The following is a 23,679-nucleotide window of genomic DNA, read 5'->3' as shown; positions in this document are numbered from 1 at the left end:
GGGGCTCCTCATGAGTGCGTTAAATAAGAAAAGTTTTCTTACTTATCTGAAAGAAGGCGGAATTTACGTTGTTCTTTTGGTTTTGCTGGCGATTATTATTTTCCAGGATCCCACTTTCTTAAGCTTACTGAACCTGAGTAATATTCTGACGCAATCCTCGGTGCGTATTATTATCGCATTGGGTGTGGCCGGGCTGATTGTTACCCAAGGGACAGACCTGTCGGCGGGACGTCAGGTTGGCCTGGCGGCAGTCGTGGCGGCAACCTTGCTACAGTCGATGGAGAACGCCAACAAGGTGTTCCCGGAAATGGCTACAATGCCAATCATCGTAGTCGTGCTGATTGTTTGCGTGATTGGCGCCATTATCGGTCTGGTGAACGGTATTATCATTGCTTATCTGAATGTGACGCCGTTTATTACCACCCTGGGTACGATGATCATCGTTTACGGGATCAACTCCCTGTACTACGACTTTGTCGGCGCATCACCAATTTCTGGCTTTGACAGCGGATTCTCCACCTTCGCACAGGGCTTTATTGCGCTGGGTAGTTTCCGCCTCTCCTACATTACCTTCTATGCGCTGATTGCGGTGGCGTTTGTCTGGGTGCTGTGGAACAAGACCCGCTTCGGTAAAAACATTTTCGCCATCGGCGGAAACCCTGAAGCCGCGAAAGTGTCCGGGGTCAACGTTGCGCTGAACCTGCTGATCATCTATGCGTTGTCTGGCGTGTTTTATGCCTTCGGTGGTTTGCTCGAAGCCGGGCGTATCGGCTCGGCGACTAACAACCTCGGCTTTATGTATGAGCTGGATGCGATTGCGGCGTGCGTGGTTGGCGGCGTGTCGTTCAGCGGCGGGGTAGGGACCGTGTTTGGCGTGGTGACCGGTGTGATTATCTTCACCGTCATCAACTACGGTCTGACCTACATTGGCGTGAACCCTTACTGGCAGTACATTATCAAGGGCGGCATTATCATCTTCGCGGTTGCGCTGGACTCACTGAAGTACGCGCGTAAGAAGTAATCGTATACCGCAAAAAGCCCGGTGCAGCGTAATCTGTACCGGGCTTTTTTGTCAGCGTTACAACGTTAACGCATGCTCTTTCTCACCGGGTTTAAATTTCACTTCACCCAGCTCAATACAGGCTACCGGACAAACGTGACCACACAACAGGCATCCCACACATTTTTCTGTGTTGCAATGCGGTGTGCGGGTTTCCTCATTCCATTCCATCGCCTGATGTCCGCCGTCATAACAGGAGATGTAGCAGCGGCCACAGCCAACGCATTTATCAAGATGGATGTACGGGTAGACGATGTAGCTACGGTCAAGATCCTCCACGGGGATGATATTGGCATTGGCAAGACCAACCATCTCCTCCAGTGAGTCAAACCCTTGATCGGCGAGGTAATGTGACAGCCCGCTGGCCATGTCCTCCACAATCCGGTAGCCATACTGCATGATCCCGGTGGTCACCTGCAGCGTGGCCGCGCCTAACAGTAAAAACTCGGCGGCATCTTCCCAGGTCTCAATTCCCCCGATGCCGCTAATCGGGAAATCGCGCAGTTCAGGGTGCATGCGCAGTTGTTGGATAAATCGCAAAGCAATAGGTTTAACGGCCTTGCCGGAGTAGCCGGAAATACTGGATTTACCGTTGACGACCGGCATCCCGATTTTTCGGTTCAGGTCGATATTCGTGATGGATTTAACCGTATTGATGGTCGCGATACCGTCGGCACCTCCGTGTTTTGCTGCCAGAGCCACCTCACACATATCACCAATGTTCGGTGTCATTTTCGCCAGCATCGGCAGGGACGAGCCGCGTTTAACGGCCCGACAATACTTTTCAACCAGCTCAGGGCTTTGCCCGACATCGCTACCCATGGCATGTGAGGTCATTTGCGGGCACGAGAAGTTACACTCGATCATGTCGGCACCCGCGTCTTCAACCAGGCGGGCCAGTTCCTGCCATTGCTGCTCATTTTCCCCCATAATCGACGCAATCAGGACTTTGTCCGGGTAGTCCTGTTTCAGCCGACGAATTGCGGCCAGATTCTCCTCCAGCGGATGCTCGGCAATTTGTTCCATGTTTTTGAAGCCAATAAAGCCGGTATCTTCTTTGGTGAGATGGTCAAAGCGTGGGGAGACTTCATTAGCAATAAAGAACCCGATCGTTTTAAAAACAATGCCACCCCAGCCGCTATCATAGGCTTTGGCGCACATTTCATAGCAGTTGCCCACCGGAGAGGAAGAGAGGCAGAACGGGTTGGGGAATTTGACGCCGCAAAAAGTAATAGAAAGATCTTTCGTTAACATGAGCAAGCTCCCTCTAAATAGTGATGAATGGCCTGAGCGGCTTCTTTTCCCGTTTTCACGGCGTAAACAACGGTTTTATCGCCTTTAACAATATCGCCCGCAGCAAACAGAGCCGGATCGGCGGTTTGATAATTGTGCGTATCGATAAGATTGCGCTGTGGCTTTAACATGGCGAAATTATCAAGCTGAGCATGTTGGCCGACGGCGAGAATAATCTGTTCGGCTTCAAGCGTGAGTTCTCCTGGCAGGCGTACGTGCTTAAAGGTGACTCGATTTCCGCTAACCGCCACGGGCGTGAAGCCGTCAATTATCGACACCCCTAAAGCCTGTGTGCTGCTGAATTCTTTGTCGCTGGCCGGGAAGTCGGCGAGTTCTTCACGCGCGACACAGGTGACTGACGGGCAGCCCAGCAGCTTCAACGTACTGGCGACATCCATCGCCACGTCGCCACCGCCGATGATTAATGCACTTTGTGCGACGGTAATATCGCCGTTGGATTGCCGGGCTCGTTGCAGAAAATCGACGGCGATTTCGACGTGATTCGCCCTCTCAAACAGAGGCAACGTTGAACCGTAAGACATCCCTACGGTAACCAGTACGGCGCGGTATTCTGCTTTGAGTTGCTCAATGGAAAGGGCATTGCCGACTTCACAATTGCACTTGATGGTCACGCCCATTTCAACGATACGGGCAATTTCAAGATCCAAAACTGCTTGCGGCAGACGAAACTCTGGAATGCCATAACGCAACCAGCCACCTGGCTGGGCCTGTTTTTCGAAGATTGTCACATCATAACCAAGATTACTTAGCGTTACGCTGGCCTGTAACCCTGCCGGACCCGCACCGATGATAGCTACTTTGCCGAGCGTTTTTGTTGCCGGCTGATAGATTTTCATTGCGGTCTGCTGTTCAAAATCGGTAATAAAGCGTTGCAGACGTGCAATATCGATAGGTTTATCAATTCCTGAGCGCGTACATCCGCGCTGGCATAATTTTTCGGTTGGGCAAACCCGGGCGCACACCGCACCGAGCGCATTATTTTCGCGGATAGTTTCGGCAGCGCCTTTAAAATTACGAAAATAAATAGAGCGAATAAATTTCCCTGGGTCTGTTTGCGCCGGGCAATCATGACTACAGGGGGCGTCGTGACATAATAAACAGCGGGAAGCCTCTTTTATTGCTAATAATGGGGTAAAAGCAGGCGTGAGCTCATCCAGATAATTTTGTTGTGGCATATTTTCTTCCTTAATGCTTGAGTAAATTAAGGCAAACCGTTAATAACAAAATATAAAAAGTGAAGGCTATTCTTAAGGCTAAGCACTGCAGGAAGAGTATTCTGTGAAAGGATTCACAAATAGAAGATAGTCTGAGGGAAATGCTGGCGGGCAGCATTAATCCCTTACATTGAAATGGTAACTATTATCAAAATATTAGCTATTCTCAAATGCTAATATAAAGGAAAATTCTTTAGCGATAAAAGACTAAGTAAATAACCATCCCGAAGGATAAACATCCGCACCCGGCATAAACCAGCACATAAGACCAAAATTGCAGGGGCTCTTGATTGCGATAAGCGTAAACCGGTTCGCGCGCATTCTTTTTAATTTTATCTACGGCTCCAGAGCGCCAGCCTTTCCATGCTTCGCGAAAACAAAATACGGGAATGAGCAGAAAGGCCAACACGACGAAAAGGGTTTGTACATCCATGCTTATTTTCCTTGTTTCTTTTGTAATTCGAGCAGTTGTTCAGGCGTGACCGCCGGATATCCCTGTGCATCGTCCGGTACCTGATGCATGGTAGGGATGGGCACCAGCGGGCCTAAAAAGCGGGGTTCACGTTTGAAAATATAGAGATCGGCCAGTGCGCCAAAGCGGGCGCCAAATTCACGTACCCGCACGGTGAGCATATCTTTTGGTGAGGGCACCGCATAGCACTGGGCCTGGATGCCCATATGCAGCGCAATAAACAAGGCGCGCTCACAGTGGAATCGCTGAGTAATAATGATGAAATCGTTGGTATCGAACACCTTGCGGGTTCGTACAATCGAATCGAGCGTCCGGAACCCAGCGTAATCAAGCACGATATCAGCGGGATCGACACCTGCGGCAATCAGATCTTTACGCATCGTCATGGGTTCGTTGTAGCTTTGTTGTGCGTTGTCGCCGCTCAGCAGCAGATAGTTTACCTTTCCACTGTTATAGGCGTTCAATGCGCCCTGAATGCGGTAGCGGTAATACTGGTTGATGACGCCGGTGCGATAGTATTTCGCCGTGCCCAAGACCACACCGACCTGGCGATAGGGTAAATCCTGCAATTCGTCGTAGATGTAGGGAGCCGTCTTCCAGCTCATCCACCTGTCGAGCCCAAGCACAGTCAAAAGCAGCAAGCCTACCAGGACTAACAGGCTGTAAAACACGCGCTTTAACATGCAGAAAACTCGTTATTTGGATGGAATTTCAATCAGGCTACTGTACCGGAAGACGTAGCGCAAGAAACAGCAATCTGATTGAGGGGATTTTCAGCAAAACGGCCCTATTGGATGGTAGCAACAGCAAGTCTGGCCGACAACCTCGAGCGATTGCAGGCCAGATAAGCGTAGCGCCAGGCAATTAACCGAGCAGCACGCGCTCAATATTATTGCAGCCCAGCGCTTTCAGGGTTGCGGAGGTCGCATCCCACTGAATCAACGGCGCATCGGCTTTTTCAGCCAGCACAGCACGCTGGATATCCGGGTAGTCATAACCGTTAAGGTTCAACAGGTTTAACGCGCCTTGCAGCGGCGGCAGGGTCGGGTTGAAGGCGGCATTTTCCGCATAGCTACCGCTAAAAATTCGACCATCTTTACATTCCAGCGCCACGCCGCTTGGGGAGTTGCTGTACGGCATATGACATCTGTTGGCGGCGGTGATAGCCGCTTGGGTCAACGCATCGCCCTGCAGTGCGAAGCCGTGATCCTGATCGTCCATCAGCAGTGTTTTAATCTCCAGATCTTTCGGTCCGAAGGCGTCTGGCAGGTAATCGCGCAGCACGTGTGGCGCACGTCCCGGCAGATGAATACGTAAATCCAGTCCACTGTTCAGTTCGTTCATAAACTGGCGACAGTGGCCGCACGGCGTGTAGTTGACGGTGATGGCGGCGAGCCCTTTTTCACCGCGCAGCCAGGCATGGCTAATGGCGCTTTGCTCGGCATGAACGGTTTGCTGCATGGTCGCCCCCAGGAACTCCATGTTGCCACCGAAGTACCAGGTGCCGCTGATGCCGCGAGAAATTGCCCCAACGTTGAAGTTGGACAGCGGAGTACGCGCGCAGGCCGCAGCCAGCGGCAATAGAGCGAATGCCAGCGCGTCTTCGTCCAGTCCCGATTCGCGTTTCAGCAAAGAGACCTGCTCAGCAGTCAGCATGGCGGGGAAATGCGCATCCGCCAGAACAGGCGCCAGGGCTGATTGCAAGTTATCCGCGAGTTGGGCAAAAGCAGTTTGAAAACGTGGATGCATGGCGATGCCTCATAACAATGTAATGGAATCGTAGTTTACGGGCCTGTTACGGCTTTATATGTGATCCAAATCTCATTGTGTATGCAACTTATGAAACTTAAATTAAAAATGTGCAACGCATCGCAAATAATTAGCCAAAAATTGAAGGTTAACCGACCAGGGCCAGAATAATCGGGAACAGGAATGGGGCGACCAAGGAGGTGATAATGCCGCAAATAACCAGCGCCAGAGAGCTAAACGCGCCTTCCTGATAGTCCAGCTCTGCACAGCGTGCGGTACCCAGGGCGTGCGAAGCGGTACCCATAGCCAGTCCACGTGCGGCTTTGGTGCGAATACGCATCGCATTGAGCAAAGTATGACCAAACACAGCCCCGAGGATACCAACAAAAATGACGCACACGGCGCTGATGGCCGGAATACCACCAATACTGCCTCCCACTGCCATAGCGATAGGCGTGGTTACCGATTTCGGCATGATTGACGCAGCAATTTGCGGCGATGCGCCCATCAACAAGGCGATTGTTGTACCTGTGACCATCGCCACAACGCTCCCCGCAAAGCAGATGGCAATAATTGATTTCCAGCGAGCGCGAATCTGGTGCAGCTGTTCGTATAACGGATAGGCCAGCGCGACCACGGCAGGTTGCAGCAAATCGTTCAGGACCTCACTGCCTTTGAAATAGTGATCGTAGGGAATTCCGGTCAGCATCAGAATGGGAATGATCACCACCATGGCGACCAGTAGCGGGTTCAATAGCGGCATTTTAAATCGTGCAGCCAGCTTACGTGCGCCAAAAAATACCGCCAGGGTAAGGGGTAACGACCACCAGATATACGACATCATTCTTTAGACCCTTTTTGCCCAACGATTTTGCGCTCACCGTGCACAATGTGAGAACTCCAGCTCACCACCAGGAAAACGACCAGCGTACTGATGGTACAGGACACCACCACCGGACCAAATTGCGCACGGAGCAGATCAAAGTACTGCATGATCCCCACGCCAATCGGGACAAACAGCAGGGCCATATAGCGAATCAGCACATAGCAGCCGGGGTTAACCCATTTTGCCGGTAACACCTGCAAAGCCAGTAAGACAAACAGAATCAGCATGCCGATAATGCTGCCCGGAATGGTGATGGGGAGTAGCGATGCAAGAAAAATACCTGCATAGAGGCAGGCATAAATCAGGACGAATGCGCGCAAATATTGCCAGATAATGTTCAGTGCTTTGCTCATAGTTGAAACCCTTGACGAGACTGATTCATCATACAATTAAACTTCAAAACGTGCTACCGATCACATCATGAATTCTAAGCATAGAAGAAATAGATATCTGGAACATCGGGCGATGGCCCTAACTGTTCACGTTAAACCTGTGCCAGGTAATACAGAAAACGATTCAGGGCGGTCGTGGGTGTTTCATTGTTGCGCCAGAACACGCCTACGCTGCCTTTTTGTTCAATCTTCGGCAGATTCAGGATAGCCAGCTGTCCCTGGGCGGCATAACGCTGCGCCAGGCGTAGAGAAAGAATAGAGATCATGTCGCTACTTTGCAGCAGGTTGGTGCTGACGTTTATCGACGCCGACTCAATGATGTTTTCCGGTAGCATGACGCCGTTATCTACCAGCGCGTTGTCAATGCTTATCCGGATGGGCGTTCCCGTCGGCCAGACAATCCAGCGCCAGTTAGCCAGATCATGCCAGGTGAGCAGGGGATATTTTGCCAGCGGATGGTCGGGGCGCGCGACGAAACAGACCGGCTCGGTATACAGCACCTGGTAATTGAGCGGCAACTGAAGCGCCCGGCCACCGACGCGTCCGACCACCACATCCACCGAACCCGCGAGCAGATCGTGCAGCAGCGGGGTCATCACCTTCTCTTCAATATTAAGATGCAGGGTCGGCAGCTCTGTGAGCAAACCCAGTATCGCCTGTGAAACGCAGTCCGTCGCCACCGGCGAGCAGCCAATCTTCAGACTCCCTACCAGGCCTCCCTGCTTAAAACGGGCGATTTCATACTGTGAACGTTCCATATCATTGATCAGGCGTTGGGCATGCTGCAGTAGCAGCTTGCCGCCTTCTGAAGGGCGTAAGCCTTTGCTATGACGTTCAAAGAGTGTGATACCCATCTCATCTTCGAGCTGCGATAACCATTTTGACAACGCTGGCTGGGTGATATTCATCATTCGGGCGACGTGAGTCAAATTCCCCTGTTCGCCCAGCGCAATAAGCGTTTGCAGGTGGTGTAACTTAAGTTTCTGCGCCCAGTTAGCCATTTGCTATAACCTCCAGGTTATGCCTCTGCATGAAAAGCCATTGTACATTTCATCTCCAAACATACAAAGTCGCAACATACCTAAAACAAAACAGACATCTACTCTACCTGCACTGAGGCATTCACTATGACTCAACAACGTGATCTACAAGCACTGATCGATTCCGCCCCCGTCGGTAAGACCCAGTGGCGCGTTATCATTTGCTGTTTTTTGGTCGTCATGCTCGACGGTTTTGATACCGCAGCTATTGGTTTTATCGCGCCCGACATTCGCACCCACTGGCAACTGACGGCCGGAGATCTGGCGCCGTTGTTTGGCGCAGGCCTGCTGGGTCTGACCGCTGGCGCACTGCTCTGCGGTCCGCTATCGGATCGTTTTGGCCGCAAACGGGTGATTGAACTCTGCGTGGCGCTGTTCGGCGCACTGAGCCTGATCTCGGCTTTTTCCCCCGATCTGCAAACGCTGGTTTTTTTGCGCTTCCTTACCGGGTTAGGCCTGGGCGGCGCGATGCCAAATACTATCACTATGACCTCAGAATACCTGCCAGCGCGTCGGCGTGGTGCACTGGTCACCATGATGTTCTGCGGTTTTACCCTGGGCTCGGCGATGGGCGGGATTGTCAGCGCACAGCTGGTGCCGGTTATTGGCTGGCACGGCATCCTGGTGCTGGGAGGCGTGCTACCGCTGATGCTGTTTGTGGCTCTGCTGTTTGCGCTGCCGGAATCCCCGCGCTGGCAGGTTCGTCGTCAGTTGCCGCAAAACGTGATTGCCAGAACCGTCAGCGCCATCACCCGGGAACGTTATGACAATACCCAATTTTATCTCAACGAGGGCGCCGCGATTGCCAAAGGCAGCATTCGCCAGCTGTTCGTCGGGCAACAGTTGCCCATTACCCTGATGTTATGGGTGGTGTTCTTTATGAGCCTGCTGATCATTTATCTGCTCTCCAGCTGGATGCCAACGCTGCTTAACCATCGCGGAATTGACCTGCAGCATGCCTCATGGGTGACCGCTGCCTTTCAGATTGGCGGTACGCTAGGTGCGCTGGTGCTGGGAGTGCTGATGGATAAATACAATCCTTTCCGCGTGCTGGCAGTGAGCTATGCGCTGGGCGCGGTATGTATTGTCATGATTGGCCTGAGCGAGAACGGCCTGTGGCTGATGGCGCTGGCCATTTTTGGCACCGGCATCGGCATCAGCGGTTCGCAGGTGGGCCTGAATGCCTTAACCGCCACGCTTTATCCGACGCAGAGCCGGGCCACGGGCGTCAGCTGGTCTAATGCGATTGGCCGCTGCGGCGCGATTGTCGGCTCGCTCTCCGGCGGCGTGATGATGGCGATGAATTTCTCATTCGATAACCTGTTTTTCATTATTGCCGTTCCGGCGGCCATCAGCGCGGTGATGCTTATGCTGCTGACGGTTGTTATCCGCCAGTCGGCCTCTGTCCCTGACGCGTTGTCACGCGTAGGCATCGTGAACAAATAAGGAGAATCTCTATGTCAGAACTTAATCAGGATGTTAAGAACAGCCGTCAGCAGTTTTACCAGCATATTTCCGGGCAGAATCTGACCCCGCTGTGGGAGTCGCTGCACCGCCTGGTACCGCCAACGCCGAACGCACATTGTGCTCCTGCGTACTGGAACTATCAGGAGATCCGCCCGCTGCTGCTGGAAAGCGGCGATCTGATTGGCGCGAAAGAGGCGATTCGTCGCGTACTGGTGCTGGAAAACCCCATGCTGCGCGGACAGTCTTCAATCACCCCAACGCTGTACGCCGGATTGCAGTTAATCATGCCGGGCGAGGTTGCGCCGAGTCACCGGCATAATCAGTCTGCGCTGCGCTTTATTGTCGAAGGGAAAGGGGCATTTACCGCGGTGGATGGCGAGCGCACCCAAATGCATGAAGGCGATTTTATTCTGACGCCACAGTGGCGCTGGCACGACCACGGCAACCCAGGCAGTGAACCGGTGGTGTGGCTGGACGGTCTGGATCTGCCACTGGTGAATCTGCTGGGTTGCGGCTTTGCGGAAGATTACCCGGAGGATCAGCAGCCGGTCACGCGTAAGGAAGGGGATTACTTACCACGCTACGCGGCCAATATGCTGCCGCTGCGTCATCAGAAGGGTAACTCATCGCCAATTTTCAACTATCGCTACGATCGCAGCCGTGAAGCGCTGCATGACCTGACCCGCATGGGCGACGCCGATGAGTGGGACGGTTACAAGATGCGTTACGTCAACCCGGTAACCGGTGGTTATCCCATGCCTTCAATGGGGACCTTTTTACAACTGTTGCCGAAGGGCTTTTCCTCGCGGATGGCGCGTACCACCGACAGCACTATCTATCACGTGGTGGAAGGAAGCGGGCAGGTCACCATCGGCACCGAGATCTTCAATTTTTCGCCAAAAGATATCTTCGTGGTGCCAACCTGGCACGGCGTGTCATTCCAGGCCCACGAAGATGCCGTCTTATTTAGTTTTTCGGACAGACCGGTTCAGGAAGCGCTGGGGTTGTTCCGTGAAGCACGTTATTAATTTGGGAGAGAGAAAATGACGCAATACGTATTCGAACCACAAGCGCCTGTTACCGTTCCGGTCGTTGGCAGTAATGAACAGTTTCCCGTGCGTCGCGTTTACTGCGTGGGCCGCAACTATGCCGCTCATGCGCGTGAAATGGGTTTTGATCCGGATCGCGAACCGCCGTTCTTCTTCTGTAAACCTGCCGATGCGGTGGTTCCGGTGGCGGCCGGTCAAACCCTCGAGCTGCCATACCCGTCGCAGACCGATAACTATCACTATGAGATAGAGCTGGTGGTGGCGATCGGTAAAAAGGGCAGCGATATACCCCTGGAAAAAGCGCACGAATATATCTGGGGCTATGCCACTGGTCTGGATATGACCCGCCGCGACAGGCAGATGGAGATGCGCCAGATGGGGCGTCCGTGGGAAATCGGCAAAGCATTTGATCTCTCAGCCCCCATCGCGCCGCTGCATAAAGCCAGCGAAAGTGCGGATGTTAACAACGCGCCTATCTGGTTGCAGGTCAACGGCGACGATCATCAGCGTAGCGATATTCGCCACCTCATCTGGTCCGTTAATGAAACCATTAGCTATCTGTCCGGCTTTTTCGAACTACAGCCGGGTGATTTGATCTACACAGGCACGCCAGAGGGCGTGGGCGCAGTGGTGAAAGGAGATGTGATCACCGGCAATGTAGACGGTTTAACCCCCATCGCTGTGAAGATTGTCTGAGGTGGATGATGAAGCTGTACAGTTTCTTTAACAGCTCCGCGTCATATCGCGTACGCATTGCGCTGGCGCTGAAGGGGCTTGATTACCAGACGGTGGGCGTCAACATTCGCATCGGTCAGCAGAACGAGCTGGCCTACCGGCGGATGAACCCGGTAGGGCTTGTACCGACGCTGGTCACTGATGAGGGAGAATCACTCGGGCAGTCGCTGGCAATAACCGACTGGCTGGATGGTCACTTTCCGCAGTCGCCGCTGCTGCCAGCCGACTTCCCGACGCGCAGCCGGGTGCTGGAAATTGTTTATGCCATCGCTTGTGATATCCATCCCGTGAATAACATGCGGGTACTGCGCTACCTGAGCGAAGAGCTAAAGGTCAGTGAAGAGGATAAAAAACGCTGGTATGCGCACTGGATCCAGCAAGGGTTAAGCGCGGTTGAACAGATGCTGCGCCAGAGTCAGTCGGGGATGTTCTGCGTGGGGGATGCGCCGACGCTGGCGGATTGCTGTCTGATCCCGCAGTGGGCGAACGCGTTACGTATGGGCTGTGATCTGAGCGGGTATCCGCGCTGTAAGGCGGTATACGATGCCTGTACCCAGCTTCCGGCGTTTATCGCCGCCGCGCCCGAGAATCAACAAGACAAAATTCCAGCCTGATAAGGAGAACGACAATGGCTAAAGTGACACGCGCAATTATCGTGGGTGGCGGGATTGGCGGCGCGGCGACCGCGCTATCGCTGGCCCGTCAAGGCATTAAAGTGATGTTGCTGGAGAAAGCGCACGAGATTGGTGAGATTGGTGCGGGCATTCAGCTCGGGCCGAACGCGTTTTCTGCTCTGGACAGCCTTGGCGTGGGTGACGTCGCTCGCAAGCGCGCCGTTTTTACCGATCACATCACCATGATGGATGCGGTAAACGCGAAAGAGGTTGTACATATTGAAACCGGGCAGGCGTTCCGCGATCACTTTGGCGGTCCTTATGCGGTTATCCATCGGGTTGATATTCATGCTTCTGTCTGGGAAGCGGCACTGGTTCATCCCAACGTTGAGTATCGCACTTCAACTAACGTGGTTGATATTCGCCAGACAGAAGATGATGTGACGGTCTTTGATGAGCACGGTAACAGCTGGACAGCGGATATTTTGGTGGGCTGTGACGGTGTGAAGTCGGTTGTGCGTCAGTCTCTGATTGGCGATGCGCCACGCGTTACCGGGCACGTAGTCTATCGCGCGGTGATTGATTGCGATGATATGCCGGAAGATTTGCGCATTAACGCGCCGGTGCTGTGGGCCGGACCGCACTGCCACCTGGTGCACTATCCATTGCGTGGCGGCAAGCAGTATAACCTGGTGGTGACCTTCCACAGTCGTCAGCAGGAGGAGTGGGGGGTAAAGGATGGCAGTAAAGAGGAAGTGCTCTCCTATTTTGCCGGTATTCATGCGCGTCCGCGCCAGATGCTGGATAAGCCGACCTCATGGCGTCGCTGGTCCACCGCTGACCGCGAACCGGTAGAGAAATGGGGGACCGACCGCATTACGCTGGTGGGTGATGCTGCGCATCCGGTGGCACAATATATGGCGCAGGGCGCCTGTATGGCGCTTGAAGATGCTGTCACTCTCGGTAAGGCGTTACAGCAGTGTGACGGCGATGCGGCTGATGCCTTTGCCTTGTATGAGTCGGTACGTATTCCGCGTACTGCGCGCATCGTCTGGTCGACGCGCGAAATGGGACGTGTGTACCACGCCGCAGGCGTCGAGCGCCAGGTGCGTAATCTGCTGTGGAAAGGCAAATCTCAGGCGGAATTTTATCGTGGTATGGAATGGCTGTACGGCTGGAAAGAAGATAACTGCCTGTTGCCGCGCTGAGCCTCTTTAATCTCCCGAACGGAGGCGCTACCATAGCGCCTCTTTTTTTGCGGGTGACGATATGCGTGTTTTACTGGCGCCGATGGAAGGCGTGCTCGACTCACTGGTGCGCGAGCTGCTGACTGAAGTGAATGATTACGATCTGTGCATCACCGAGTTTGTGCGCGTGGTGGATCAGCTCCTGCCGGCAAAAGTATTCCATCGGCTCTGCCCGGAACTGCATAACAATAGCCGGACGCCATCCGGCACGCGGGTGCGCATACAGTTGCTGGGACAGTATCCGCAGTGGCTGGCGGAGAACGCGGCGCGCGCGGTAGAACTGGGCTCGTTTGGTGTCGATCTGAACTGTGGCTGCCCGTCGAAGCTGGTCAACGGCAGCGGCGGTGGCGCAACGTTATTAAAAGATCCTGAACTCATCTACCGGGGCGCAAAAGCCATGCGCGAGGCGGTTCCGGATCATCTCCCCGTGACGGTGAAAGTGCGTCTGGGTTGGGACAACAGCGACAGGCAGTTTGAAATTGCTGATGCCGTTCAGCAGGCGGGCGCCAGCGAGCTGGCGGTGCATGGCCGAACCAAGGAACAGGGCTATAAGGCCGAACATATCAACTGGCAGGCGATCGGTGAGATCCGCCAGCGGCTTACCATTCCGGTTATCGCGAATGGCGAAATCTGGGACTGGCAAAGCGCCCAGGACTGTATGGCTATCAGCGGATGCGATGCGGTGATGATTGGCCGTGGGGCATTAAATATTCCGAACCTGAGCCGTGTGGTGAAATACAACGAGCCACGTATGCCGTGGCCTGATGTCGTGATGCTATTGCAAAAATATACTCGTCTTGAAAAGCAGGGTGATACCGGGCTGTATCACGTGGCGCGGATTAAACAATGGTTAGGGTATTTGCGTAAAGAATACTCAGAAGCAACCGCGCTGTTTCAGGAAATCCGCGCATTAAACAATTCACCGGATATCGCGCGCGCGATTCAGGCCATTGATATCGCTAAATTGCATTAACACATTAATCGGCCACCGGAGTGGCCTTTGTTTCAAAAAATCATCTTAAACACGCCAGTTACCACCAATAACCCAATCAGAAAAATAACTAAAATAATCCACAGTAAGATTTTCATCAGCGTTCCTTTTTTGGTGAGTTCAGGTTAAGTATAGGAAAGCCTCTGAAAATCTTCCTGTAATGACCTTACTCCGGTTTACGTGCGCTGAGCAGAAACACCATTGGCCGCTCTTTTTCTTCATCCAGCGCCGGGTTTTCAGCAATCTGTTCAGCGGACGGTCCCCATTCATCGACACAAACGATTTCGAATCCGGCGGCTATCAGCGCATTAATCCAGGTCGCCAGCTTACGGTGCTGTTTTTTGACACCCTCCGCGAACCAGTTACTGATGCGTGTGCCTTCCTGCTGATAATGATTGACCGGCCAGGACTGTTGCCCGGTTTTATCTTTTATCCAACCTTGATTAAGGGAAGGTGCGAATAAGCAGGTCATTTCTTCCCAAGCTGACTCGCTGATTAAAATTTCGCGGATCTGGGCCGATTTTTTTCCCGCAAACACATCGAATCAGCCTATTTAGGCTATTTTTTCCACCATTTCTGGCGTTATTTCCGGTTTTTACTGAGATCTCTCCCACTGACGTATCATTTGGTCCACCCGAAACAGGTTGGCCAGGGTGAATAACATCGCCAGTTGGTTATCGTTTTTCAGCAGCCCTTTGTATCTGGCTTTCACGAAGCCGAACTGCCGCTTGATGATGCGAAACGGGTGCTCCACCCTGGCACGGATGCTGGCTTTCATGTATTCGATGTTGATGGCCGTTTTGTTCTTGCGCGGATGCTGCTTCAAGGTTTTTACCTTGCCGGGACGCTCGGCGATCAGCCAGTCCACATCCACCTCGGCCAGCTCCTCGCGCTGTGGCGCTCCTTGGTAGCCGGCATCGGCTGAGACAAATTGCTCCTCTCCATGAAGCAGATTACCCAGCTGATTGAGGTCATGCTCGTTGGCCGCGGTGGTGACTAGGCTGTGGGTCAGGCCACTCTTGGCATCGACACCAATGTGGGCCTTCATGCCAAAGTGCCACTGATTGCCTTTCTTGGTCTGATGCATCTCCGGATCGCGTTGCTGCTCTTTGTTCTTGGTAGAGCTGGGGCCTCAATGATGGTGGCATCCACCAAAGTGCCTTGGGTCATCATGACGCCTGCTTCGGCCAGCCAGCGATTGATGGTCTTGAACAATTGACGTGCCAGTTGATGCTGCTCCAGCAGGTGGCGGAAATTCATGATGGTGGTGCGATCCGGCAGGGCGCTATCCAGGGATAATCGGGCAAACAGGCGCATGGAGGCGATTTCGTACAGGGCATCTTCCATGGCACCGTCGCTCAGGTTGTACCAATGCTGCATGCAGTGAATACGCAGCATGGTCTCCAGCGGATAGGGCCGTCGGCCATTGCCCGCCTTGGGATAAAACGGCTCGATGACAGCGGTCATATTCTGCCATGGCAGAATCTGCTCCATGCGGGAGAGGAAAATCTCTTTTCGGGTCTGACGGCGCTTAGTGCTGAATTCACTATCGGCGAAGGTGAGTTGATGGCTCATGATGTCCCTCTGGGATGCGCTCCGGATGAATATGATGATCTCATATCAGGAACTTGTTCGCACCTTCCCTATCGCATTTGTCCCCGCTAGGCTAGGAACATGTTAAGTGAGAGAACCTCTACAAGTAAGGTTATTAATTGAATGATTTAAAGGGTCCGGCGCCACGGTCATCTCGGTGACGTCTGTCCGGAGACCTTTGAATAGGCCTCGTCACGAGGCCAAAATTATTCAACGGTTGTGAGGGTTGTCCACACCGGAATACCTATTCATACATAAACATCAATAGTATTTTCGAGGTTCTTATCTTCCCTTTTACCTGACTGAGTCTGCGTTTCCTTGTCCTGCTTCTCAGCCTGCTGTTTTAGTAACTGTTGTAATTGAGCAGACAAACTTTGAATTTGCTTTTGTATGATAGCCACCATCTCTTTCTTCTGATCTGTTGTCATACCATCTTCTGACGACACCTTACCAAGTTTTTCTGTAAGTGACTGTATCTTCTTTAAAATTTGTGATATCTGAGATGATTCACTATTAGCTGAACTGTTAGAACTTTTTATACTTGTATTAGTTTGTATTGATATAGACATAGAACCTCCATGGTAAATATATAGGTGTATCGGCATATACGCAGATATACTTTAGAATTCTTATGATTTATTTTTTCATTTTTTTCAGGCTGTTATATAGACTGGCTTGTTGCGGTGTTTAACGTATTACCAGACATGATTTTGAACGCGCTGGACAGCGTGGTGAGTGAATATCTTTTGGCTGAAGGCCGGAAAGTACATACTCTTTTTGGCTTTGTTGAATAAATCGAACTTTTGCTGAGTTGAAGGATCAGATCACGCATCTTCCCGACAACGCAGACCGTTCCGTGGCAAAGCAAAAGTTCAAAATCACCAACTGGCCCACCTACAATAAAGCCCTCATCAACCGTGGCTCCATAACTTTCTGGCTGGATGATGAAGCTATTCAGGCCTGGTATGAGTCGACAACGCCTTCATCACGGGGAAGACCTCAGCGCTATTCTGATCTCGCCATCACCACCGTTCTGGTCATTAAACGCGTGTTCAGGTTGACCCTGCGGGCTGCACAGGGTTTTATTGATTCCATTTTTACACTGATGAATGTTCCGTTGCGCTGCCCGAATTACACCAGTGTCAGCAAGCGCGCAAAGTCGGTTAATGTCAGTTTCAAAACGTTCACCCGGGGTGAAATCGCGCATCTGGTGATTGATTCCACCGGGCTGAAGGTCTTTGGTGAAGGCGAATGGAAAGTCAAAAAACACGGCAAAGAACGCCGTCGTATATGGCGAAAGTTGCATCTGGCAGTTGACAGCAACACACATGAAATCATCTGTGCAGACCTGTCGCTGAACAATGTGACGGACTCAGAAGCCTTCCCGGGTCTTATCCGGCAGACTCACAGAAAAATCAGGGCAGCATCGGCAGACGGCGCTTACGACACCCGGCTCTGTCACGATGAACTGCGGCGTAAGAAAATCAGCGCGCTTATCCCTCCCCGAAAAGGTGCGGGTTACTGGCCCGGTGAATATGCAGACCGTAACCGTGCAGTGGCTAATCAGCGAATGACCGGGAGTAATGCGCGGTGGAAATGGACAACAGATTACAACCGTCGCTCGATAGCGGAAACGGCGATGTACCGGGTAAAACAGCTGTTCGGGGGTTCACTGACGCTGCGTGACTACGATGGTCAGGTTGCGGAGGCTATGGCCCTGGTACGAGCGCTGAACAAAATGACGAAAGCAGGTATGCCTGAAAGCGTGCGTATTGCCTGAAAACACAACCCGCTACGGGGGAGACTTACCCGAAATCTGATTTATTCAACAAAGCCCATCTAGGTTTAAGAGCTTACCTGACCGGAAATCAGTTTTTTTCCCGAAACCCATAACCACAAAGCACAACAAACTTAATTTTTTTTTACTCAATCACATCACCCTTTTATTTTTTCCATAGTGGTTTGAAGGCCAACGGTATGAAAACGTTCGGTTTCTTACGCAAAAACGGCGTAGCAGGGTTAATTCAGGTAGTTACTGACACCTTTCTGCTAAAAAAGCCTTGGCGTAGGATCTTTTCCCTTTTCCAAGCGGCCTCCTAAATCCGCACAAATTAGTTATTTATTCGACCATGATAGTGGGGCAATCCTTTATTTTTCAAGGGGAAAAATTAAAAAACATTAACAACAGAAAGGTTTCTGCTTTTTTTAAATAAAAACAGCAGGTTATCTTCTTATCGTGGTTTTTTACATCATTGGACCTCAAACCCCTCAGACCGCTGGCTCGATAGCTCTGATTCTCCAGCCCCCGATCTCTGATTTCACCCAGCCGATGCATAAAGACCGCTCGCGCAAGGGCATTGCGAGCCTCACCTTTATTCAGCCCCGCCTGTATTTTAACGAGGAATATACATGCGACGTAATGCACAAAAATGGGTGATGCTGCCAACTTACTGATTTAGTGTATGATGGTGTTTTTGAGGTGCTCCAGTGGCTTCTGTTTCTATCAGCTGTCCCTCCTGTTCAGCTACTGACGGGGTGGTGCGTAACGGCAAAAGCACTGCCGGACATCAGCGCTATCTCTGCTCTCACTGCCGTAAAACATGGCAACTGCAGTTCACTTACACCGCTTCTCAACCCGGTACGCACCAGAAAATCATTGATATGGCCATGAATGGCGTTGGATGCCGGGCAACTGCCCGCATTATGGGCGTTGGCCTCAACACGATTTTACGTCACTTAAAAAACTCAGGCCGCAGTCGGTAACCTCGCGCATACAGCCGGGCAGTGACGTCATCGTCTGCGCGGAAATGGACGAACAGTGGGGCTATGTCGGGGCTAAATCGCGCCAGCACTGGCTGTTTTACGCGTATGACAGGCTCCGGAAGACGGTTTGCGCAAGTATTAGGTGAACGCACTATGGCGACGCTGGGGCGTCTTATGAGCCTGCTGTCACCCTTTGACGTGGTGATATGGATGACGGATGGCTGGCCGCTGTATGAATCCCGCCTGAAGGGAAAGCTGCACGTAATCAGCAAGCGATATACGCAGCGAATTGAGCGGCATAACCTGAATCTGAGGCAGCACCTGGCACGGCTGGGACGGAAGTCGCTGTCGCTCTCAAAATCGGTGGAGCTGCATGACAAAGTCATCGGGCATTATCTGAACATAAAACACTATCAATAAGTTGGAGTCATTACCCTTTTTTCAACTTCTGATGGATGCGAGTGATTGAACTCATACATTAATGTTTTCCCACGAAGTCTTTTTTCAGGTAAGCCTTCGCACATATCGGTAAATAGATTGCCTGCTTTTATTTTTTCTGTCATCGACATGTTCATTTTTAACATTCCGTCCTGATAAGTTGGTCGGATAAGGCGCTCGCGCCGTATCCGACATTAATTTCTTAAGCGACTTCATTCACCTGGCGACGCAGCAGGGAAAGTGGGCCGGGGCCGCTAAGCGTGAACACGGAAATTAAGGTGAAGCCCAGCGCCACCAGACCCAGCACCAGGTAAGCGCCCTGGAAACCGATGCTTTCATACATATTGCCCGCCAGAATAGACATAAAAACCATCGCCAGTTGCTTAAAGAAGCAGAAACAGACCAGATAAATCGTCGCTGAAAAACGCACTTCAAACTGGCTGGTAATATATTTAAAGCAGCCCACCAGCAGGAACGGTACTTCAAACATATGCAGCGTTTTCAGAATAACCACTTCCAGTGCTGAGGTAGCGAACGATGAGCCAATAATACGTACTGACATAATAGTGCCAGCCAGCAGCAGGGCGTTTTTCCCACCGATGCGATTAATGATCAGTGGCGCAAAAAACATAATCGAGGCGTTAAGTAATTCGCCCATTGTCGTTACGTAGCCAAATACCCGCGTACCCTGTTCACCGGTAGCAAAGAACGAAGTAAAGAAATTAGCAAACTGTTGGTCAAAAACATCGTAGGTGCAGGAAACGCCAATAACATACAGTGACAAAAACCACAGTTTTGGCTGTCTGAACAGTTCCAGCGCCAGCTTAAGGCTAAATGCCGAATGGTTGGCACCTACCGCATTGGCAACCGTGGCAGAAGAGGGCGCATCCGTTTTGGCGAAAAAGAGTAAAACGGCGAGGATGAGTGCACAGCCAGAACCCAGCCAGAAAACAAACTGATTATTGATGGTGAACATGATGCCGACAATCGAGGCACACAGCGCCCAGCCAACACAGCCAAACATCCGCGCGCGACCAAATTCGAAATTACTGCGACGGCTGACTTTCTCGATAAATGCCTCTACTGCTGGCGCACCGGCGTTAAAACAAAAGCCTAGATAAATACCACCAACAATCGATCCTACTAAAATGTTGTATTGTAACAGTGGCCCGAAGATAAAAATAAAGAACGGCGCAAACATCACTAACATGCCGGTAATAATCCACAGCAGGTATTTGCGCAGCCCGAGTTTGTCAGAAAGCAGACCAAACAGCGGTTGGAATAATAGCGAGAACAGAGAAATAGCGGCAAAAATAATACCCGTATCACTTTTGCTGATATGGTTGATGTCATGTAGCCAAATCGGGAAAAACGGGAAGTAGGCTCCCATGATAAAAAAGTAAAAGAAAAAGAATAAACCGAACATCCAAAAGTTTGTGTTTTTTAAATAGTACATAATGGATTTCCTTACGCGAAATACGGGCAGACATGGCCTGCCCGGTTATTATTATTTTTGACACCAGAGCAACTGGTAATGGTAGCTACCGGCGCTAAGCTGGAATTCCGCCGACACTGACGGGCTCCAGGAGTCGTCGCCACCAATCCCCATATGGAAACCGTCGATATTCAGCCATGTGCCTTCTTCCGCGTGCAGCAGATGGCGATGGCTGGTTTCCATCAGTTGCTGTTGACTGTAGCGGCTGATGTTGAACTGGAAGTCGCCGCGCCACTGGTGTGGGCCATAATTCAATTCGCGCGTCCCGCAGCGCAGACCGTTTTCGCTCGGGAAGACGTACGGGGTATACATGTCTGACAATGGCAGATCCCAGCGGTCAAAACAGGCCGCAGTAAGGCGGTCGGGATAGTTTTCTTGCGGCCCTAATCCGAGCCAGTTTACCCGCTCTGCTACCTGCGCCAGCTGGCAGGTCAGGCCAATCCGCGCCGGATGTGGCGTATTGCTCGCCACTTCAACATCAACGGTAATCGCCATTTGACCACTTCCATCAATCCGGTAGGTTTTCCGGCTGATAAATAAGGTTTTCCCCTGATGCTGCCACGCGTGGACCGTGGTAATCAGCACCGCGTCGGCAAGCGTATCTGCCGTGCACTGCAACAACGCTGCTTCGGCCTGGTAATGGCCCGCCGCCTTCCAGCGTTCGACCCAGGCGTTAGGGTCAATGCGGGTCGCTTCACTTACGCCGTCGTTATCCAGCGGTGCGCGGGTGAACTGATCGCGCAGCGGCGTCAGCAGTTGTTTTTTATCGCCAATCCACATCTGTGAAAGAAAGCCTGACTGGCGGTTAAATTGCCAACGCTTATTATCCAGCTCGATGCAAAAATCCGTTTCGCTGGTGGTCAGTTGCGGGATGGCGTGGGGCGCGGAGGGGAGTGTCACGCTGAGGTTTTCCGCCAGACGCCACTGCTGCCAGGCGCTGATGTGTCCGGCTGCTGACCATGTGGTCGCGTTCGGTTGCACTACGTGAACCGTTAGCCAGAGTTGTCCGGCGCTCTTCGGCTGCGGTAGTCCAGGCAGTTCAATCAACTGTTTACCTTGTGGAGCGACATCCAGAGGCACTTCACCGCTTGCCAGCGGCTTGCCATCCAGCGCCACCATCCAGTGCAGGAGCTCGTTATCGCTATGACGGAACAGGTATTCGCTGGTCACTTCGATGGTTCGCCCGGATAAACTGAACTGGAAAAACTGCTGCTGGTGTTTTGCTTCCGTCAGCGCCGGATGCGGCGTGCGGTCGGCAAAGACCAGACCGTTCATGCAGAACTGGCGATCGTTCGGCGTATCGCCAAAATCACCGCCGTAAGCCGACCACGGATTGCCATTTTCATCATATTTAATCAGCGACTGATCCACCCAGTCCCAGACGAAGCCGCCCTGTAAACGGGGGTACTGACGAAACGCCTGCCAGTATTTAGCGAAGCCGCCAAGACTGTTACCCATCGCGTGGGCGTATTCGCAAAGGATCAGCGGGCGCGTCTCTCCAGGCAACGAAAGCCATTTTTTGATGGACCATTTCGGCACAGCCGGGAAGGGCTGGTCTTCATCCACGCGCGCGTACATCGGGCAAATAATATCGGTTACGAAGGTGTCGGCTCCGCCGCCTTCATACTGTACCGGGCGGGAAGGATCGACAGATTTGATCCAGCGATAGAGTGCGTCGTGATTAGCGCCGTGGCCTGATTCATTCCCCAGCGACCAGATGATCACACTCGGGTGATTACGATCGCGCTGCACCATTCGCGTTACGCGTTCGCTCATCGCGGGTAGCCAGCGCGGATCATCGGTCAGACGATTCATTGGCACCATGCCGTGGGTTTCAATGTTGGCTTCATCCACCACATACAGGCCGTAGTGGTCGCACAGCGTGTACCACAGCGGATGGTTCGGATAATGCGAACAGCGCACGGCGTTAAAGTTGTTCTGCTTCATCAGCAGGATATCCTGCACCATCGTCTGCTCATCCATGACCTGACCATGCAGAGGATGATGCTCGTGACGGTTAACGCCGCGAATCAGCAACGGCTTGCCGTTCAGCAGCAGCAGACCATTTTCAATCCGCACCTCGCGGAAACCGACATCGCAGGCTTCTGCTTCAATCAGCGTGCCGTCGGCGGTGTGCAGTTCAACCACCGCACGATAGAGATTCGGGATTTCGGCGCTCCACAGTTTCGGGTTTTCGACGTTCAGACGTAGGGTGACGTGATCGGCATAACCGCCACGCTCATCGATAATTTCACCGCCGAAAGGCGCGGTGCCGCTGGCGACCTGCGTTTCACCCTGCCACAAAGAAACCGTCACCCGCAGCTCATCGCGCAGCTCGCCGTACATCTGAACGTCTGCCTCCAGTACAGCGCGGCTGAAATCATCATTAAAGTGAGTGGCTACATGGAAATCGCTGATTTGCGTGCTCGGTTTATGCAGCAACGAGACGTCACGGAAAATGCCGCTCATCCGCCACATATCCTGATCTTCCAGATAACTGCCGTCACTCCAGCGCAGCACCATCACCGCGAGGCGGTTTTCTCCGGCGCGTAAAAATGTACTCAGGTCAAATTCAGACGGCAAACGGCTGTCCTGGCCGTAACCGACCCAGAGCCCGTTGCACCACAGATGAAACGCCGAGTTAACGCCATCAAAAATAATTCGCGTCTGGCCTTCCTGTAGCCAGCTTTCATCAACATTAAATGTGAGCGAGTAACAACCAGTCGGATTCTCCGTGGGAACAAATGGCGGATTGACCGTAATGGGATAGGTCACGTTGGTGTAGATGGGCGCGTCGTAACCGTGCATCTGCCAGTTTGAGGGGACGACGACAGTATCGGCGACAGGAAGATCGCACTCCAGCCAGCTTTCCGGAACCGCTTCTGGTGCCGGAAACCAGACAAATTGCCACTCACCATTCAGGCTGCGCAACTGTTGGGAAGGGAGATTGGTGCGGGCCTCTTCGCTATTACGCCAGCTGGCGAAAGGGGGATGTGCTGCAAGGCGATTAAGTTGGGTAACGCCAGGGTTTTCCCAGTCACGACGTTGTAATACGACGGCCAGTGAATCCGTAATCATAGTCATAGCTGTATCCTGTGTGAAATTGTTATCCGCTAACAATTTCACACAACATACGAGTCGGACGCATAAAGTGTAAAGC

General features: G+C 52.3%; 21 protein-coding genes and 4 pseudogenes. 10 read left to right on the top strand and 15 right to left on the bottom strand.

Annotation, left to right across the window (positions count from 1 at the left end):
- Positions 1-10 precede the first annotated feature (10 nt).
- On the top strand, positions 11-1,021 hold the full coding sequence (mglC, locus tag GPJ68_RS16360; RefSeq protein ID WP_003027393.1) for a galactose/methyl galactoside ABC transporter permease MglC: 1,011 nt from the start codon (positions 11-13) through the stop codon (positions 1,019-1,021).
- Between the two features lie 57 nt (positions 1,022-1,078).
- Here mglC and preA read toward each other — a convergent pair whose 3' ends face one another.
- From preA to GPJ68_RS16320, 8 genes are all read right to left on the bottom strand, one after another.
- Complete coding sequence (gene preA / locus GPJ68_RS16355) at positions 1,079-2,314, bottom strand: NAD-dependent dihydropyrimidine dehydrogenase subunit PreA (protein WP_104652179.1); 1,236 nt, start codon at positions 2,312-2,314, stop codon at positions 1,079-1,081.
- Positions 2,308-3,549, bottom strand: coding sequence for an NAD(P)-dependent oxidoreductase (locus GPJ68_RS16350; RefSeq protein ID WP_104652178.1), 1,242 nt, complete (start codon positions 3,547-3,549; stop codon positions 2,308-2,310). Before GPJ68_RS16350 ends, preA begins: the two co-directional genes overlap by 7 nt.
- Positions 3,550-3,781: 232 nt before the next feature.
- Positions 3,782-4,021, bottom strand: coding sequence for a DUF2542 family protein (locus tag GPJ68_RS16345; protein WP_016153715.1), 240 nt, complete (start codon positions 4,019-4,021; stop codon positions 3,782-3,784).
- 2 nt (positions 4,022-4,023) lie between these two features.
- Positions 4,024-4,743, bottom strand: coding sequence for an outer membrane permeability protein SanA (gene sanA / locus GPJ68_RS16340; protein WP_016153714.1), 720 nt, complete (start codon positions 4,741-4,743; stop codon positions 4,024-4,026).
- A gap of 181 nt (positions 4,744-4,924) precedes the next feature.
- On the bottom strand, positions 4,925-5,809 hold the full coding sequence (gene cdd / locus GPJ68_RS16335; protein ID WP_016153713.1) for a cytidine deaminase: 885 nt from the start codon (positions 5,807-5,809) through the stop codon (positions 4,925-4,927).
- A 148-nt stretch (positions 5,810-5,957) separates the two neighbouring features.
- Positions 5,958-6,653, bottom strand: coding sequence for a CidB/LrgB family autolysis modulator (locus tag GPJ68_RS16330; RefSeq protein WP_016153712.1), 696 nt, complete (start codon positions 6,651-6,653; stop codon positions 5,958-5,960).
- Positions 6,650-7,048 carry a CidA/LrgA family protein gene (locus GPJ68_RS16325; RefSeq protein WP_016153711.1) on the bottom strand — a complete coding sequence of 133 codons (399 nt, stop codon included), beginning with the start codon at positions 7,046-7,048 and terminating at the stop codon, positions 6,650-6,652. The genes GPJ68_RS16330 and GPJ68_RS16325 overlap by 4 nt, the downstream gene beginning before the upstream one ends.
- 131 nt (positions 7,049-7,179) lie before the next feature.
- Entirely contained in the window at positions 7,180-8,088 is a 909-nt protein-coding gene (locus GPJ68_RS16320; protein ID WP_016153710.1) for a LysR substrate-binding domain-containing protein, read from the bottom strand.
- 126 nt (positions 8,089-8,214) lie between these two features.
- Here GPJ68_RS16320 and GPJ68_RS16315 point away from each other — a divergent pair, with 126 nt between their 5' ends.
- The 6 genes from GPJ68_RS16315 to dusC all read left to right on the top strand — a co-directional run bounded on the left by GPJ68_RS16315 (position 8,215) and on the right by dusC (position 14,212).
- The gene (locus tag GPJ68_RS16315; RefSeq protein WP_016153709.1) at positions 8,215-9,573 is read left to right on the top strand and encodes an aromatic acid/H+ symport family MFS transporter; all 1,359 of its coding nucleotides are present in this window, start codon (positions 8,215-8,217) and stop codon (positions 9,571-9,573) included.
- 11 nt (positions 9,574-9,584) lie between these two features.
- Entirely contained in the window at positions 9,585-10,622 is a 1,038-nt protein-coding gene (gtdA, locus tag GPJ68_RS16310) for a gentisate 1,2-dioxygenase (protein WP_019077221.1), read from the top strand.
- Between the two features lie 15 nt (positions 10,623-10,637).
- On the top strand, positions 10,638-11,339 hold the full coding sequence (locus GPJ68_RS16305) for a fumarylacetoacetate hydrolase family protein (protein ID WP_016153707.1): 702 nt from the start codon (positions 10,638-10,640) through the stop codon (positions 11,337-11,339).
- An 8-nt stretch (positions 11,340-11,347) separates the two neighbouring features.
- Positions 11,348-11,992 (top strand): maleylacetoacetate isomerase, encoded by a 645-nt coding sequence (gene maiA / locus GPJ68_RS16300; RefSeq protein ID WP_049269046.1) that lies wholly within the window; start codon positions 11,348-11,350, stop codon positions 11,990-11,992.
- A gap of 14 nt (positions 11,993-12,006) precedes the next feature.
- A complete protein-coding gene (locus GPJ68_RS16295; RefSeq protein WP_047500993.1) occupies positions 12,007-13,200 on the top strand; it encodes a 3-hydroxybenzoate 6-monooxygenase in 1,194 nt (397 codons plus the stop codon).
- 61 nt (positions 13,201-13,261) lie between these two features.
- Positions 13,262-14,212 (top strand): tRNA dihydrouridine(16) synthase DusC, encoded by a 951-nt coding sequence (gene dusC, locus GPJ68_RS16290; RefSeq protein WP_016153704.1) that lies wholly within the window; start codon positions 13,262-13,264, stop codon positions 14,210-14,212.
- Positions 14,213-14,396: 184 nt separating this feature from the next.
- Here the strand turns inward: dusC and GPJ68_RS16285 are convergent.
- The 3 genes and pseudogenes from GPJ68_RS16285 to GPJ68_RS16275 all read right to left on the bottom strand — a co-directional run.
- Positions 14,397-14,678 (bottom strand): annotated as a pseudogene (locus GPJ68_RS16285) (SAM-dependent methyltransferase); the annotation flags it as partial.
- A gap of 147 nt (positions 14,679-14,825) precedes the next feature.
- A protein-coding gene (locus tag GPJ68_RS16280) for an IS5-like element ISKpn26 family transposase (protein ID WP_255489313.1) occupies positions 14,826-15,805 on the bottom strand; the annotation gives its coding sequence in 2 pieces (ribosomal slippage) (positions 14,826-15,364 and positions 15,364-15,805; 981 coding nt in all).
- A 266-nt stretch (positions 15,806-16,071) separates the two neighbouring features.
- Positions 16,072-16,392, bottom strand: coding sequence for a FlxA-like family protein (locus GPJ68_RS16275; RefSeq protein ID WP_049040620.1), 321 nt, complete (start codon positions 16,390-16,392; stop codon positions 16,072-16,074).
- A gap of 242 nt (positions 16,393-16,634) precedes the next feature.
- On the opposite strand from GPJ68_RS16275, the gene GPJ68_RS16270 reads away from it, so the two are divergent.
- The gene (locus GPJ68_RS16270) at positions 16,635-17,603 is read left to right on the top strand and encodes an IS5 family transposase (protein ID WP_077483231.1); all 969 of its coding nucleotides are present in this window, start codon (positions 16,635-16,637) and stop codon (positions 17,601-17,603) included.
- Between the two features lie 489 nt (positions 17,604-18,092).
- On the opposite strand, the pseudogene GPJ68_RS25405 reads toward GPJ68_RS16270, so the two are convergent.
- A pseudogene (locus GPJ68_RS25405) lies at positions 18,093-18,218 on the bottom strand (Tn3 family transposase); the annotation flags it as partial.
- A gap of 92 nt (positions 18,219-18,310) precedes the next feature.
- Here GPJ68_RS25405 and GPJ68_RS25245 point away from each other — a divergent pair.
- Positions 18,311-18,586 (top strand): IS1-like element transposase, encoded by a 276-nt coding sequence (locus tag GPJ68_RS25245; protein WP_000179213.1) that lies wholly within the window; start codon positions 18,311-18,313, stop codon positions 18,584-18,586.
- Positions 18,505-19,006, top strand: a pseudogene (locus tag GPJ68_RS25240) (IS1 family transposase). Before GPJ68_RS25245 ends, GPJ68_RS25240 begins: the two are co-directional and overlap by 82 nt.
- A 14-nt stretch (positions 19,007-19,020) precedes the next feature.
- Here GPJ68_RS25240 and GPJ68_RS16255 read toward each other — a convergent pair.
- The 3 genes and pseudogenes from GPJ68_RS16255 to lacZ all read right to left on the bottom strand — a co-directional run.
- A pseudogene (locus tag GPJ68_RS16255) lies at positions 19,021-19,161 on the bottom strand (maltose acetyltransferase domain-containing protein); the annotation flags it as partial.
- A gap of 65 nt (positions 19,162-19,226) precedes the next feature.
- Positions 19,227-20,480, bottom strand: a complete 1,254-nt coding sequence (gene lacY / locus GPJ68_RS16250; RefSeq protein WP_015572119.1) for a lactose permease — start codon at positions 20,478-20,480, stop codon at positions 19,227-19,229.
- Between the two features lie 51 nt (positions 20,481-20,531).
- A complete protein-coding gene (gene lacZ, locus GPJ68_RS16245) occupies positions 20,532-23,603 on the bottom strand; it encodes a beta-galactosidase (protein ID WP_180836870.1) in 3,072 nt (1,023 codons plus the stop codon).
- Between the last annotated feature and the right edge of the window lie 76 nt (positions 23,604-23,679).

The sequence above is a fragment of the Citrobacter sp. 172116965 genome (assembly GCF_013458095.1).
In the GTDB taxonomy this organism is placed as follows: domain Bacteria; phylum Pseudomonadota; class Gammaproteobacteria; order Enterobacterales; family Enterobacteriaceae; genus Citrobacter; species Citrobacter braakii.
The sequence above is the reverse complement of the archived record's forward strand: the minus strand, read 5'-3'. Positions and strand labels throughout refer to the sequence as shown.

What these genes read in the sequence shown, in the direction of transcription:
- mglC (WP_003027393.1), top strand. Translation starts at nt 11, where the DNA reads ATGAGTGCGTTAAATAAGAAAAGTTTTCTTACTTATCTGAAAGAAGGC.
- preA (WP_104652179.1), bottom strand. Translation starts at nt 2,314, where the DNA reads ATGTTAACGAAAGATCTTTCTATTACTTTTTGCGGCGTCAAATTCCCC.
- GPJ68_RS16350 (WP_104652178.1), bottom strand. Translation starts at nt 3,549, where the DNA reads ATGCCACAACAAAATTATCTGGATGAGCTCACGCCTGCTTTTACCCCA.
- GPJ68_RS16345 (WP_016153715.1), bottom strand. Translation starts at nt 4,021, where the DNA reads ATGGATGTACAAACCCTTTTCGTCGTGTTGGCCTTTCTGCTCATTCCC.
- sanA (WP_016153714.1), bottom strand. Translation starts at nt 4,743, where the DNA reads ATGTTAAAGCGCGTGTTTTACAGCCTGTTAGTCCTGGTAGGCTTGCTG.
- cdd (WP_016153713.1), bottom strand. Translation starts at nt 5,809, where the DNA reads ATGCATCCACGTTTTCAAACTGCTTTTGCCCAACTCGCGGATAACTTG.
- GPJ68_RS16330 (WP_016153712.1), bottom strand. Translation starts at nt 6,653, where the DNA reads ATGATGTCGTATATCTGGTGGTCGTTACCCCTTACCCTGGCGGTATTT.
- GPJ68_RS16325 (WP_016153711.1), bottom strand. Translation starts at nt 7,048, where the DNA reads ATGAGCAAAGCACTGAACATTATCTGGCAATATTTGCGCGCATTCGTC.
- GPJ68_RS16320 (WP_016153710.1), bottom strand. Translation starts at nt 8,088, where the DNA reads ATGGCTAACTGGGCGCAGAAACTTAAGTTACACCACCTGCAAACGCTT.
- GPJ68_RS16315 (WP_016153709.1), top strand. Translation starts at nt 8,215, where the DNA reads ATGACTCAACAACGTGATCTACAAGCACTGATCGATTCCGCCCCCGTC.
- gtdA (WP_019077221.1), top strand. Translation starts at nt 9,585, where the DNA reads ATGTCAGAACTTAATCAGGATGTTAAGAACAGCCGTCAGCAGTTTTAC.
- GPJ68_RS16305 (WP_016153707.1), top strand. Translation starts at nt 10,638, where the DNA reads ATGACGCAATACGTATTCGAACCACAAGCGCCTGTTACCGTTCCGGTC.
- maiA (WP_049269046.1), top strand. Translation starts at nt 11,348, where the DNA reads ATGAAGCTGTACAGTTTCTTTAACAGCTCCGCGTCATATCGCGTACGC.
- GPJ68_RS16295 (WP_047500993.1), top strand. Translation starts at nt 12,007, where the DNA reads ATGGCTAAAGTGACACGCGCAATTATCGTGGGTGGCGGGATTGGCGGC.
- dusC (WP_016153704.1), top strand. Translation starts at nt 13,262, where the DNA reads ATGCGTGTTTTACTGGCGCCGATGGAAGGCGTGCTCGACTCACTGGTG.
- GPJ68_RS16275 (WP_049040620.1), bottom strand. Translation starts at nt 16,392, where the DNA reads ATGTCTATATCAATACAAACTAATACAAGTATAAAAAGTTCTAACAGT.
- lacY (WP_015572119.1), bottom strand. Translation starts at nt 20,480, where the DNA reads ATGTACTATTTAAAAAACACAAACTTTTGGATGTTCGGTTTATTCTTT.
- lacZ (WP_180836870.1), bottom strand. Translation starts at nt 23,603, where the DNA reads ATGACTATGATTACGGATTCACTGGCCGTCGTATTACAACGTCGTGAC.